This window comes from Pseudomonas frederiksbergensis (assembly GCF_900105495.1).
Classification (GTDB): domain Bacteria; phylum Pseudomonadota; class Gammaproteobacteria; order Pseudomonadales; family Pseudomonadaceae; genus Aquipseudomonas; species Aquipseudomonas frederiksbergensis.
The window spans coordinates 3,691,455-3,704,875 of sequence record NZ_FNTF01000002.1; the positions used below are offsets into that span (position 1 = coordinate 3,691,455).

The window sequence follows — 13,421 nt, forward strand, 5'->3', positions numbered from 1 at the left end:
AAAAAACAGGTGGTTTTGTCTCATGCGCAAACTGGACCGTACCGATATCGGCATTTTGAACAGCCTTCAGGAGAACGCGCGCATCACCAACGCCGACCTCGCACGCTCGGTCAATCTGTCGCCAACCCCGTGCTTCAACCGGGTCAAGGCGATGGAGGAATTGGGCCTGATTCGTGAGCAAGTGACGCTGCTGGATGCCGACTTGCTGGGGCTGCATGTGAATGTGTTCATTCATGTGAGCCTGGAAAAACAGGTGGAGGAGGCGTTGCAGCATTTCGAGGAAGCGATCTCGGATCGCCCGGAAGTGATGGAGTGCTATTTGATGGCCGGCGACCCGGATTACTTGATTCGCGTACTGGTGCCGACTATTCAGTCGCTGGAGCGCTTCATGATGGACTTCCTCACCAAAGTCCCCGGCGTTGCCAATATCCGCTCGAGCTTTGCGCTCAAGCAGGTGCGGTATAAGACGGCGTTGCCGTTGCCGGCGAATGGGTTAACTCTCGCGAACTAAACGCAAATCCCCTGTAGCAGCTGTCGAGCACCGCGAGGCAGCGTTCGGCTGCGTAGCAGTCGCAGACCCTACAACCGAGTTCCTTCAGGTAAACCGCGGACGCAGCCTCGCGGTGCTCGACAGCTGCTACGGGTTACGTGTTCGATCATTAGAGTTTATTCAGAGGGATCTTCAAATAGGTGACGCCATTGCCCTCAGCCGGCGGCAAATTCCCCGCCCGCACATTCACCTGGATCGCCGGCAGTAATAGCGTCGGCATGCCCAACCCCGCATCGCGCCGGGTGCGCATGGCAACGAACGTGGCTTCGTCGATGCCGTCATGAATGTGAATGTTGCTTTTGCGCTGTTCACCCACCGTGCTCATGCACTGCGGTTTACGCCCCTCGGGCGGGTAGTCATGACAGACATACAGTCGGACGCCGGCAGGGAAGGCCAGCAGCTTGTGAATCGAGGCAAACATCTGATTGGCATTGCCGCCGGGAAAGTCGCAGCGCGCGGTGCCCACATCCGGCATGAACAATGTATCGCCCACCAGAATCACATCGCTGTCGATCAGATAAGCCATGTCCGCTGGCGTATGGCCGGGAACATGCAGGGCCGTGGCCTTGAGATTGCCGATGCGGAACGATTCATCCGGCGCGAACAGATGATCGAACTGCGAACCATCGATACAGAATTCCGGCTCAAGGTTGAACAGGGTCTTGAACACGCTTTGAACCTTGCTGATCGACTGACCAATCGCAATCTTCCCGCCCAGTTCCCGACGCAGATACGGCGCAGCGGACAGGTGATCGGCATGGGCGTGGGTTTCCAGCAGCCATTGCACCTGCAACTGATGCTGGCGAACGAAGGCGATGATCTTGTCGGCCTGGGTGGTGGCGGTTCGCCCCGCGGCGGGGTCGTAATCGAGCACCGGGTCGACGATGGCGCAGTGTCCGCCATCGTGTTCGTAGATGACGTAGCTGTAGGTCGACGAGGCAGGGTCTAAAAAAGCTTCAATCAAGGCAGGCATGGTGGCCGTTTTCTTTTAGGACAAGCCATGAGGGTAGTTTCATTCTCCCTGCGCTGACCAGCCCGCATCAATTCAATTAATCAAAAAAGCTGCGCGGGCTCTATTCTGTCAGTCATCGATACCGGGCGTTCCCGGCTTTTTTCGCGGATCACGAGTGTTTTATGTTGCTGGCAATTTTTTTTGGCGTGGTGATGGGGTTGGTTCTCGGTTTGACCGGCGCCGGTGGCGGCATTCTTGCGGTGCCGGCGCTGGTGCTGGGGCTGGGTTGGACCATGACGCAAGCCGCGCCGGTCGCCCTGTTCGCGGTGGGCAGTGCGGCGGCTGTCGGCGCCATTGACGGGTTGCGCCATGGCCTGGTGCGTTATCGCGCAGCGTTGCTGATCGCTCTGCTGGGGGCGATTTTTTCGCCGATCGGCATCTACTTCGCCCATCAGTTGCCGGAAAAAATCCTGATGATCCTGTTCAGCCTGCTGATGGTCATGGTGGCCTGGCGGATGCTGCGCCGAGAGCGCCAGGACGAAGGGCCAAGCGACCACGGCCACGCCAACTGGGGCCAGAAGAACTGCATGCTCGACCAGCAGACCGGGCGCTTTTCCTGGACCGCCAAATGCACCGCGACCCTCGCGGCACTGGGCGCGGTGACCGGTGTGGTATCGGGGCTGCTCGGGGTCGGTGGCGGCTTCCTGATCGTCCCTGCATTCAAGCAACTGACCGATGTGCAGATGCGCGGCATCGTCGCCACGTCGTTGATGGTGATCAGCCTGATTTCCGCCATCGGCGTGATTGGCGCGTTTCAGGCCGGGGTGCGAATCGACGGTTTGGGCGTGGCGTTTATCGTCGCGAGCATCGTCGGCATGATCATTGGCCGAAGACTTTGTGCGCGAGTCCCGGCCCGGGCATTGCAGATCGGCTTCGCCAGCATCTGTGTCGTGGTCGCCGCTTACATGCTGTTTAGAGCGGGCGTCTAGCAAGTACCGGTTCCTGTGGACGCCAGTCCGTTCCACAGGCGTACGCCTTAAGTTCCGGGCCTCGTCGACGGACGGTCTTACACCGAACTTGCCGCGCATCACCTGCCACTCCAAAGCATTTCAAAACCGCCTCCAAGGCAGCGTATGACGCCGCCGGTCAGCTTTCGATAATCGCCTCCGACATCCAGTCCCCCGCTGCGGAGCGCGTCATGCACAACAATAAGAACATCAAGCATCGTTTCTTGCCTGCCTTCATCGCCAGCCTTTCGACCCTCGGTTTGAGCTCGATGGCCCAAGCCGAGATCGTGCTGTACGACAAGGACCAGACCACGTTTTCCACCGACGGCTACATCAACGCTTTTTACGTGAACAGCGATGTGGACCGTGCCGGCGACCAGTTCGACCGCAAGCAAGCGCGGGTCAAAATGGGTTTTCTGCCCAACTACCTGGGCTTCAACATGGGCAAGCAGGTCGATGACCTCAAGCTCGGCGCCCGGTCTTCTTTCTGGGTGACCATCAACGACAGCGAAACCAACGGCACCGACACCGCCATCGACGTGCGTCAGTTCTACGGCACGGTGGCCAACCCTGAGTGGGGCGAAGTGCTGGTCGGCAAGGACTTCGGCCTGTTCGCCCGTTCCAACATCCTGCTCGATGAGTTGCTCGCCGGTTACGGCCAGGTCAGCGATACCCTGGGGCTGGTGGACGGTGGCGGGGTGTCGTTCGGCAATATCGGCACGGGTTATCCGTACCCGTTCCCGACGTCGCAGATCACCTACCGCACGCCGGTGATGGAGGGTTTGCGAGTGGCCGTGGGGATCATGGACCCGGTGGACACCAACGACAGCAGCCCGACCGGCAAGGCGTACCAAGAGAACCCGCGTACCGAAAGCGAGATCACCTATCAGTTCGACCTCGCCGGGGCGAAGATCTACAGCTGGGTCAACGGCAGCTACCAGACGTCGGACAATACCGATTCCACCGTCGAGTCCGTCACCTCCAAAGGCGTCGGCTATGGCGTGCAGGCGAAAATGGGCGGTTTGTCCCTTACAGGCTCCGGCTTCCAGGCCAAAGGCATCAACCCGTTTTTCACCAACAACGCTGGCGAACCGACCCTGCGCAATGTCGACAGTGACGGTTACCTGCTGCAGGGCTCCTACAAACTGGGCAAGAACCGACTGGCCTTGTCTTACGGCAAGACCAACGACGACGGCAATGGCGTGGTCGGCAGCGGCGCGGACTACGAAACGCGCGGCGTTGCGTTGTTCCATGACATCAACGACAACCTCAAGCTGGTGGCCGAGTACAACCAGTTCGCAATCAACGGCCACGACACCAGCGACCAGGATGAAGACACCGACACCTTTGCGGTGGGGGCTGTGCTGACCTGGTAACCCTGTAGCGACGCCGCTTACTTGTGGCGAGGGAGCTTGCTCCCGCTGGATCGCGTAGCGGTCCCGATCCTGGTCGCGCATCGGCCGGTTGGGGACTGCTTCGCAGTCCAGCGGGAGCAAGCTCCCTCGCCACAAATGCGTCAGTCATCAAGTACTCAATTTGCCGACTCTCATCCCATCGAAGCGGCTACCCGCTACCCAAGTAGCATACGTCGCAGCTCACAGGCTTCGTACACTCCAGCCTCATACATGCGCACCTGCGGGAGGCGACGATGCAGCAGGTCCAGAGTGAAGGTGTGGTCAGTGCCATGTCCCAGGCCACCGATGCCCAGCAAGTGGCGCAGGAGCTGGCGCGACAACTGTTGCATCCGCACTTGGGCTTCGTGCTGTTCTTCTGTTCCGCCGAGTACGACTTGCAGGCGCTGGGCCAGGCCTTGCAACAAAGCTTCGGCGGTATACGCCTGGTGGGTTGCACCAGTGCCGGGGAAATCACGCCCTTGGGCTATGGCCGCAACTGCGTGACCGCGGTCGGCTTCGACCACCGGCATTTTTCCATCGACGCCGAACTGATCTGCGAGATGGAGCGCTTCAGCCTGATCGACGCCCAGCAAATGGTCGAGCGCCTGGTCAGTGGCTGTCGCAGCAACACGTTGGCGCCGATCAAGGGCAACAGCTTTGCCCTGACTCTGCTCGATGGCTTGTCCAGTCGTGAAGAAATGGTCCTCGCGGCCCTGAGTGCAGCATTGGGCGACATCCCGCATTTCGGCGGTTCTGCCGGCGACGACAATTACCTGACCCACACCCACGTCTATTTCAATGGCGAGTTCCACAGCGGCGCGGCGGTGGTGGTGCTGGTCAATACCTGGCTCGACTTTGAAGTTTTCACCACCCACCACATTCTGCCGCGGGCGGAAAAACTGGTGGTCACCGGCGCCGACAGCGCCTCACGCCGGGTCTTTGAACTGAATGCCGAACCGGCCGCCGAGGAATACGCCCGGCACATTGGTGTGCCGGTGGCGGAGCTCGATCACCGGATCTTCGCCGCGCACCCCTTGGCCGTGCGGATCAACGATCAGTATTACGTGAGGGCGATCCAGCAGGTTCATCCGGACCTGAGCCTGAGTTTCTACTGTGCGGTGGAAAACGGCATCGTCCTTACTGTCATGAAGCCCGGCCCCATGCTGCCAAACCTGCAAACCCTGTTCGAAGGCTTGCAGGAGCGCCTTGGCGATCTGTTGCTGACCATCGGCTGCGACTGCTTTCTAAGGCGTATGGAACTGGAAGACAGCGGCAGTCTGGAGCAGATCGGAACGTTTTTGCGTGACCAGCGGGTGATGGGTTTCAACACCTACGGAGAACAGTTCAATGGCATGCACATCAACCAGACCTTCACCGGGGTTGCCATTGCCCGAGGCCGGTCCCCTGGACATCGTTGAGCTTCAAGCGCAGATCGCCAGCCTGCAGCGCGACAACCACAAGCTGCAGCGTATCAATGGCGCGCTGATCGAGCGGATCGAGTCCGGCATCACCCGCGGCAATGACCCGTACGCGGCGTTCCAGCATTCTGTGGTGCTGGCCGAGCAGGTGCGTGAGCGCACCGACGCCTTGAACCAGGCCATGGCTGAACTCAAGTCGGGCAATCGCTTGCTCAGCGAGGCACGCCTGCGAGCAGAAACCGCGCATCAGCATTTGATCGATGCCATCGAGAGCATTTCCGACGCGTTCGTGCTGTTCGATGCGGACCAGCGGATCGTGTTGTTCAACAGCCGTTTCAAGGCGTTCTGGGGCAACAGCCGGGTGCGGATCAACGCCGGCATGCGCCTGACCGAGGTCAAGCGGCTGATGTCCGCCACCGGGTTGTTCACTGAAGAGCCGCGCGGGCATGCCGACGAAAACCTGCTTTATCGCCTGCAGGACGGTCGCTGGTTGCAAGTCAGCGAACGCCCCACCCAGGAAGGCGGGCGGGTGATCCTGTTCACCGACATTACCGACGTCAAACTCCGCGAAACCGTGCGCCGCGAGCAGGCGGTGGCGCAGAAATCCCACTTGTTGCAACGGGCGGTCGACAACCTGTCCCAAGGCGTGGCCATGGTCAACGCCGAGGGCATTCTGGAATTGTGGAACCGGCGATTCCTCGAACTCAGCGGCCTGGCCCCGGTGGCGGCCCATCGTCCGTTTGCCGAAGTGATCGGCGACAGCGAGCTGAATCTGCTGACCCCGGCCAGCCGGGATCTGAACGGACGGCATGTGCTGGAGTGCGAGCAGCGCCTCTACGATGGCCGGGTGCTGGAAATTCGCACCCATCCGTTGCCCACCGGCGGTTTCGTCAACACCTTCACCGACATCACCGAACGCTACCAACACGCCGAAGCGCTGAGCGAAAGCGAGCGCTGGATCCGCCTGATCACCGACCATGTGCCGGCGCTGATTGCCTACCTGAATGCCGATCTGGTCTACGAATTCACCAACAAGGTGTACGAAGAATGGTACTGCTGGCCTCGGGGTGTGATGCTTGGGCAGAGCCTGCGCGAAGTCCACAGCGAACAGCATTACCAGCGCCTGGAAGCCTACGTCGCCCGGGCTTTGGCCGGTGAGAGCGTGACGTTCGAGTTCGCCGAAACCAACATCAACAATCAGGAGCGCTACATGTTGCGCTCCTATGTGCCCAATCGCCTGGCCACCGGGGAAGTGGTGGGGATTTTCGTGCTGATCCGCGACATCACCGAACGCCGCCGCACCGCCGAAGCGCTGCACCAGGCCTATCAGAATCTTGAGTTGCGGGTGCGCGAACGCACGGCAGAACTGACCACCCTCAATGACCAGTTGCTGCGCGAAATCGACGAGCGTCGGCGGGCGGAATCTCGCCTGCGTGAAGCCAAGCTCGAGGCCGAACAAGCCAACCTGTCGAAGACCAAGTTTCTCGCTGCCGTCAGTCATGACCTGCTGCAACCGCTCAACGCAGCGCGGCTGTTTACCAGCGCGTTGCTCGAACGGCGGGAGCCGGTGGCCAATGCCATTTTGGTGCGAAATGTCAGCAACTCCCTGGAAGACGTGGAGAACCTGCTGGGTACGCTGGTCGATATCTCCAAGCTCGATGCCGGGGTGATCAAGGCCGACATTGCGCCATTTGCCCTCAGCGAATTGCTGGAAAACCTTGCGGCCGAGTACACCCAGGTGGCTCGCAGTGAAGGCCTGGAGCTGCATTTCATTCCTTGTTCCGCCTTGGTGCGCAGCGACATTCAGTTGCTGGCGCGGATTCTTCGGAACCTGCTGAGCAACGCCATTCGCTACACCTACAGCGGACGTGTGGTACTCGGTTGTCGGCGTCATCACCAGCGCCTGTCGATCGAGGTCTGGGACAGCGGCATGGGCATCGCCGAAAACCGCCTCGAGGAGATTTTTCAGGAATTCAAACGTGGTGATGTGCAGCGACCGGATCAGGATCGCGGGTTAGGTCTGGGACTGGCGATCGTGGAAAAGATCGCGAGGATTCTCGGCCACCGTATTCATGTGCGTTCGTGGCCGGGCAAGGGCTCGATGTTCTCGGTCGAAGTGCCCCTCAGCGCTACGGCCCCCAAGGCGCTGCCGAGCCTGTTGATGAGTGAGCCGATGCTTGAACGCCTGCGTGGGGCGCGGGTTTGGGTGCTGGACAACGACGCGGCCATTTGCGCCGGCATGCGCACCTTGCTCGAAGGGTGGGGGTGTCTGGTGGTCACGGCGCTGTCCGAGCAGGACCTGGCGCGGCAAGTGGACAACTATCACGAAGAAGCCGATTTGCTGATCGCCGACTATCACCTGGACGACGATCAGAACGGCGTCGATGCCGTGGCCCGGATCAACGCCCGTCGCGGTTCGGCGATCCCGGCGATGATGATCACCGCCAACTACAGCAACGAACTCAAACAGCAGATCCGCGAGTTGGGCCACACCCTGATGCACAAACCGGTGCGGCCGATGAAGCTCAAGACCGCGATGAGTCATTTGCTCGGCAGGCCTTGAGATGATCGTTCCCACGCTCCGCGTGGGAATGCCTCAACGGACGCTCCGCGTTCGGCTCTGGAGGGACGCAGAGCGTCCCGGGCTGCATTCCCACGCGGAGCGTGGGAACGATCATCATCAGACATCAGCGGCGTAAGTAAGACCCGAAATCAATATCCCCGGCACTCAGAATCGCCTGCACCCGGTTGTGCACATTCAGTTTGCGCAGGATCGCCGAGACGTGGGCCTTGACGGTGGTTTCGGCGATTTCCAGGGTGTAGGCGATCTGTTTGTTCGACTCGCCCTTGGTCATGCGTTCGAGCACCAGCAACTGCTTGCGGGTCAAGGCCTGTAGCAGCTCAGGTGGGAAGCTCGGGGCATCGTTCATGCGCCTTGTACCGCTTTTTTGCGTGCGGATGATGTCCGGCGGCAAGTAGACATTGCCGTTGAGGATCTGCTGGATGGCTTCGGTCATCTGCACCCGTGGCGAGGATTTGGTGATGAAGCCCACCGCGCCGTAAGTGATGGCTTGCAGCACGACTTGTTTGTCCTGTTCGGCCGAGACGATCACCACCGGAATGGTCGGTGCCTCGTTGCGCAGATTGATCAGGCCATTGAGGCCGTGCATGCCGGGCATGTTCAGGTCGAGCAGGATCAGGTCCAGGTCGTCGTGTTCCTGCGTCAACACCAGGGCGCTGTCCAGGTCGGCGGTTTCCATCACCTCGCTGCCCGGAAAACCATCGCTGATGACGTTATGAATGGCTTCGCGAAACAGCGGGTGATCATCGGCAATCAGAATTTTGTACATAGCCTTTCACCTCATTATTTTGATTAGGGTGTGGCAACAACTCGCACGCGTAAAGGTCAGGGGAAGGGCTCGGGCTGGGCGGGCGTTACGGGCAGGTTGGCTGCCTGCCAGGCGTCCAGGCCGTCGCGATACCAATACAGAGTCTTATAGCCCATGGCGGCGGCGCGCTTCACGGCGTTCCAGCTCAGCCAGCAATCGGAGCGGCAGTAGAAGACCAGCGGTTGTGCGAGATCACCTGCGGTCAATGTGTTCAGCTTACGCGCAAAATAGTCCTCCCAGTCAGGCGTCAGGTCACCGTCGCCGGTATTGGCCAGCCAATGGCTGCCGGGGAGGCTTTCGTGGGGCTGGTCCTCGATGAAACGTCCTTGCAGCCATTGCCGGCGGTAGACGTCGATCAATACTGGACGGGGTGTCTGGGTCAGCAGGGTTTGCAGGGCGGCGGTATCGATGATGTCGGCGCCCTGTACGTGATTCGGGGTCGGACTGCGGTACAGACCGATGCGATAGCCGTCGGCGGAAAACAGCGGTGTTTCGGCCTGCGCGACGCCCAGCAACAGGCTTAGCGATAGCGCAGCGAGAGAAGGGCGCAGCAGACGACGTCGGGCACGCGGCATGGGGTTCAATCCTTATAGTTATGAACCTATTACATGCCAGTCTCGGTGCGATTGGAATGCGACGATAGACAGGAAAACCAGTACTAAAGTAGTAATTTCGAACCGTTGATCGCTGATTGATTGTTCCCACGCTCTGCGTGGGAACGATCAGGGTTACACGGCATTAGTTGGATTTGCGCAGGGCGGCGTGTTGCGGGTTGAAGGTGAGTACGGCGAGCAGGGCGAATACCAGCGTCAGCCCCACGCACACCGCCAGTGCCAGCGGATTGAAGCGTTCGTACAAGGCAAACCGCACCAGTTCCACCGCATGGGTGAACGGGTTCAATGCGCACAACCAATACAGCCACTCGCTGGACTCGCGCATCTTCCACAGCGGATACAGCGCCGACGACAGGAAAAACAGCGGGAAGATCACGAAATTCATCACCCCGGCAAAGTTCTCCAGCTGGCGGATCGCGTTGGACAGCAACAAACCCAGCGCGCTGAGCATCAACGCCACCAGCAGCAACGCCGGCAAGGCGATCAACAGCCCCATGGCCGGTGGCTGCACGCCGTACACCCAGGCAATCGCCAGAAAGGCGTACACCTGCAACAACGAGATCAACGAGGTGGCCAGCAGTTTGCTGCACAACAGGAAAGTCCGGGGCAGGGGGCTGGTCAACAGCACGCGCATGCTGCCCATTTCCCGGTCGTAGACCATCGACAGTGAACCTTGCATGCCGTTGAACAGCAGGATCATGCAGGCCAGTCCGGGAATGATGTAGACCTCGTAGGGAATGTAGGTGTCGTAGGGCTCGATGATCGCGATCCCCAGTGCCGCGCGAAAACCGGCAGCGAACACCAGCAGCCACAGCAACGGCCGAACCAGCGCGCTGAGAAACCGCGTGCGCTGCAACACAAAACGCAGCCATTCGCGCAGCACGATGCCGCTGAAACATTGCCAGTAGGCATTCATTGGGCGGCTCCTGAAGTGGTCAGTCGAGCGAAGGCCGAACCCAGGTCACCACCGTGCTCCAGACTCAGCGCATCGGCCTGTCCGCTGGCCACCAACCGGCCCTGATGGAGAATCAGCAAGTCATCGCTGGGCTGCACTTCATCGAGCAAATGGGTGGTCCAGAGCACGCTGATGTTCTGTTCGCGGCACAAACTACGAATGTGTTGATTGAGCGCCAGCCGACTGGCCGGGTCGAGGCCAACGCTGGCCTCGTCGAGCAGCAGCAGGCGCGGTTCATGCAGCAAGGCACGGGCGATTTCCACTCGGCGACGGTGGCCGCCATTGAGTTCGCGAACCCGTTCGCGACGGCGTTCGGTCAAGGCCTGACGGGCCAGTTCGGCGTCGACCCGCAGGCTGGTCTGGCGCCGCGACATGCCATGCAGCGCGGCGTGATAACGCAGGTTTTGCTCGACGCTTAGGTCCAGGTCCAGCGTGCTTTGCTGAAACACCACACCCAATTGCTTGAGCGCCGGACGTGCGGCGTTGCGCAACGAACAGTCGCCGACGCGGATGTCACCGCGCTGTAAATCATAGAGCCGGGTGAGCAGGGCAATCAGCGTCGATTTGCCCGCGCCATTCGGCCCGAGCAACGCAGCGAAACGGCCGGGCGCCAGGCTGAAACTCACCTGGCGCAACGCCTCTTTCGCACCATAAGCGAAGCTCAGTTCGCTGACTTCGAGTGCGTTCATGGCGTCACCACCACGCCCCACGGATAACGCCCGACCTTGATCGATTTAGTCACCTTGAGGCTGTCGACATCGATCACCGACACGTCGCCGCTGACGCCGTTGGTGGCCAGTAATTGCTTTTGATCCGGGGTAAACGACATCTGCCAGACCCGCCGGCCGACCAGCAGATAATCAAGAATTTCGAAGGTCTTGGCATCGATCACCGCCACATGATTGGCCGGGCCGAGGGCGACGAAACCGTACTTGCCGTCAGCGCTGAGCTTGATCCCCACTGGCTGGACTTTGTCCGGGTGCACGCCCTTGATCTGGAAGGTCAGGGTTTTGAGGACCTTGCGGCTGGCGACGTCGAGAATGGTCACCGTGCCGCCGATTTCCGCCGAAGCCCAGAGCTTCGAGCCATCGGGTGTGAACTCAACGAAGCGCGGTCGCTGATCCACCAGAGTGCTATCGGCCAGAGTCTGGGTGCTGGTGTCGATCCAGTGCAGCATGTTGGTGGTTTCACTGGTGTTCACCGCCCACTTGCCGTCGGGGCTGACGGCCATGCCTTCAGGCTCGACACCGACGCTGATCTGCCCGAGCACCTTGGAGGTTTCGGTGTCGATCACCGTCACCAGCGCATCGTCTTCGTTGGAAACGTACAGCCAGCGATTATTCGGGTGCAGGGCGAATTGTTCAGGATCTTTGCCCGAGGGCAGTTCCTTGATGATCTTGCGCGTGGCCACGTCCATCACCTGGACCCGGTCCGAGTCGCTGGCGCAGATGTACAGCAGCTTGTTGTCGTGGGACAGCAGCAGACCGCGCGGGCGCTGGCCGACGGGCAGGGTGTCGGTGACTTGCAGGGTCTGCAGGTCGATCAGGCTCAGGCTGTTGTCTTTTTCGTTGGAAACCCAGGCGGTGCTGGCAGCGGCGTGCCCGGCGGCGAGCAGCAGAGCGCAGGAAAGCAGGGTGCGGCGCATGGCAGATTCCTTGTTGTTTTAATTATTGGGTCAGGGAAAACGGCAGCTGACCTCGGGTTTGTCGTAGCCGAGGCTGTCCATCTCGTTGAAGGGGTGCAGGAAGCCGTCTTGCGGCGACGTGCTGACCAGCGCCCGGGGCTGCACGATGGGAATGGGTTGGCGCAACTGGCCGTTCCACGGTCGATAGCTGAGCTTGCGACCCTTGAAACCGTCCAGCGGCAATTGATCGCTGATCTCAAGCGTACGGATTGCCACCGGATCAACCTGACGCAGTTTGCTCACGGCGCTGGCGATGCTGCGCACGGCGATCCAGGCGGCAAAATCGCGGTCATTCATCCAGCGTCCGGCCAGGGCTTCGAAGCGTTTCTGCAATTGGGCGGCGCCGTAGGTTTCCACGGTTTTGTGCCAGCCCACCGGGGTCAGTCCCTGAGTGCCGGCGACCGGCCGTGGGTACCAGGTCTGGTAGGGCACGTATTCGCCGAAATCACCCCGTTCATCCGCCACCAGCACCACGTCGTACTCGGCGGTCTGGGTGAACAGCGGCATGTCGGCCTGGGCGCTACGGCGCTGATCATTGTCGAAACTCCAGGCTTTTTCCGCGACCAGGGTCAGGCCGAAGCGTTTGGCGGCGCGGCGCAGGGCGGCTGCATAGGCTTGATCGTCCGGGGTCGGGCCGACGATCAGCAGCGCCCGTTGCCATTTGCGCAGCACCAGAAATTGCGCCAGTGCATCGGCGAGCATCGCCCGGCTTGGCAGGCTGTGCAGCACATTCGGCAGGCAGTCGCTGGTGCGCAAGCTGTCATCGGGGCTGCCGGCGTTGAACAGCAAGCTGTCGGGCAGCACGGTGCTGAGTTGGCGCAGGCTGGCGGCTGGCGCATTGACGACAAACAGGCGCAGGCCTTGGGCATGTTGAACCTTGGCCGCTTCGACCAGGGCATCCGGATTGTCGACGTTGGCGCTGACCAGGTTGTAGCTCTGATTGAGGAAACGCCCGGTGCTGTTGCTGTCAGTGATCGCCAGTTCGGCGCCACGCAGGCCGGCATCGACCGGCTCGGGAATGACGTTCGACAGCAACGGGCCCGGATCAGGGCGATAGCCCAGGTAGCCGATCTGCACCTGCAACGACGCCTCGGCAGCCTGGCTCTGGGTCGCCAGCCCGGCGGCACAGGCAATCGCCAACAGGTAGATCAGGGCGTAAGGGGCAAGCTGGCGCATAGGGCACTCCATTACAGGTAGCGCCAGCATAGGAACGCTGTGAGGCAGAAGGAAATATGCAGAAAGTACCAGTGAGCCAGTACCAAGGTAGTAGCTCGCCCGGGGTGGCGCGGTTCTAGCATGGGCGATAACGGCCATCACACGGGAGGAGATCGATCATGCGTATTCTCAAAGCGCTGCTTCTGCCGTTGCTGCTGATCCTGACCCTGATCGGCGTCGACAAGCTCCACGGCCCGCGTCCCGCGCCGTTGCTGGTCCTGCCCATGACACCGGGGCGCTAGG

Annotated in this window: 13 protein-coding genes; 6 read left to right on the forward strand and 7 right to left on the reverse strand. The window is 60.7% G+C overall.

Annotated features, from left to right (window positions below; translation table 11 throughout):
• Window positions 1-22: 22 nt before the first annotated feature.
• Window positions 23-511 (forward strand): Bkd operon transcriptional regulator BkdR, encoded by a 489-nt coding sequence (gene bkdR, locus BLW70_RS17565; protein ID WP_017339472.1) that lies wholly within the window; start codon window positions 23-25, stop codon window positions 509-511.
• 148 nt (window positions 512-659) lie between these two features.
• Here bkdR and BLW70_RS17570 read toward each other — a convergent pair whose 3' ends face one another.
• On the reverse strand, window positions 660-1,523 hold the full coding sequence (locus tag BLW70_RS17570; RefSeq protein ID WP_074876015.1) for an MBL fold metallo-hydrolase: 864 nt from the start codon (window positions 1,521-1,523) through the stop codon (window positions 660-662).
• Window positions 1,524-1,684: 161 nt separating this feature from the next.
• Between BLW70_RS17570 and BLW70_RS17575 the strand changes: the two genes are divergently transcribed.
• From BLW70_RS17575 to nahK, 4 genes are all read left to right on the forward strand, one after another.
• Window positions 1,685-2,491, forward strand: coding sequence for a sulfite exporter TauE/SafE family protein (locus tag BLW70_RS17575; RefSeq protein WP_074876017.1), 807 nt, complete (start codon window positions 1,685-1,687; stop codon window positions 2,489-2,491).
• Window positions 2,492-2,700: 209 nt separating this feature from the next.
• Window positions 2,701-3,885 (forward strand): porin, encoded by a 1,185-nt coding sequence (locus BLW70_RS17580; RefSeq protein ID WP_074876018.1) that lies wholly within the window; start codon window positions 2,701-2,703, stop codon window positions 3,883-3,885.
• Window positions 3,886-4,157: 272 nt separating this feature from the next.
• The gene (nosP, locus tag BLW70_RS17585) at window positions 4,158-5,321 is read left to right on the forward strand and encodes a nitric oxide-sensing protein NosP (RefSeq protein ID WP_074876019.1); all 1,164 of its coding nucleotides are present in this window, start codon (window positions 4,158-4,160) and stop codon (window positions 5,319-5,321) included.
• Window positions 5,290-7,884, forward strand: a complete 2,595-nt coding sequence (gene nahK, locus BLW70_RS17590) for a hybrid sensor histidine kinase/response regulator NahK/ErcS' (RefSeq protein WP_074876020.1) — start codon at window positions 5,290-5,292, stop codon at window positions 7,882-7,884. Before nosP ends, nahK begins: the two co-directional genes overlap by 32 nt.
• A gap of 124 nt (window positions 7,885-8,008) precedes the next feature.
• On the opposite strand, the gene BLW70_RS17595 is transcribed toward nahK, so the two are convergent.
• The 6 genes from BLW70_RS17595 to BLW70_RS17620 form a co-directional block, all read right to left on the reverse strand.
• A complete protein-coding gene (locus BLW70_RS17595) occupies window positions 8,009-8,671 on the reverse strand; it encodes a response regulator transcription factor (RefSeq protein WP_074876021.1) in 663 nt (220 codons plus the stop codon).
• 56 nt (window positions 8,672-8,727) lie between these two features.
• Complete coding sequence (locus BLW70_RS17600; protein WP_074876022.1) at window positions 8,728-9,285, reverse strand: PQQ-dependent catabolism-associated CXXCW motif protein; 558 nt, start codon at window positions 9,283-9,285, stop codon at window positions 8,728-8,730.
• A 163-nt stretch (window positions 9,286-9,448) separates the two neighbouring features.
• Window positions 9,449-10,240: an ABC transporter permease gene (locus BLW70_RS17605; protein WP_074876023.1), complete on the reverse strand. Its 792-nt coding sequence runs from the start codon at window positions 10,238-10,240 to the stop codon at window positions 9,449-9,451.
• Window positions 10,237-10,968, reverse strand: a complete 732-nt coding sequence (locus BLW70_RS17610) for an ABC transporter ATP-binding protein (protein WP_074876024.1) — start codon at window positions 10,966-10,968, stop codon at window positions 10,237-10,239. The genes BLW70_RS17605 and BLW70_RS17610 overlap by 4 nt, the downstream gene beginning before the upstream one ends.
• On the reverse strand, window positions 10,965-11,924 hold the full coding sequence (locus BLW70_RS17615; protein ID WP_074876026.1) for a YVTN family beta-propeller repeat protein: 960 nt from the start codon (window positions 11,922-11,924) through the stop codon (window positions 10,965-10,967). The genes BLW70_RS17610 and BLW70_RS17615 overlap by 4 nt, the downstream gene beginning before the upstream one ends.
• Before the next feature lie 30 nt (window positions 11,925-11,954).
• On the reverse strand, window positions 11,955-13,139 hold the full coding sequence (locus tag BLW70_RS17620; protein WP_074876028.1) for an ABC transporter substrate-binding protein: 1,185 nt from the start codon (window positions 13,137-13,139) through the stop codon (window positions 11,955-11,957).
• Between the two features lie 158 nt (window positions 13,140-13,297).
• On the opposite strand from BLW70_RS17620, the gene BLW70_RS31310 reads away from it, so the two are divergent.
• Window positions 13,298-13,420 carry a hypothetical protein gene (locus BLW70_RS31310; protein WP_008149743.1) on the forward strand — a complete coding sequence of 41 codons (123 nt, stop codon included), beginning with the start codon at window positions 13,298-13,300 and terminating at the stop codon, window positions 13,418-13,420.
• The last annotated feature ends 1 nt before the right edge of the window (window position 13,421 follow it).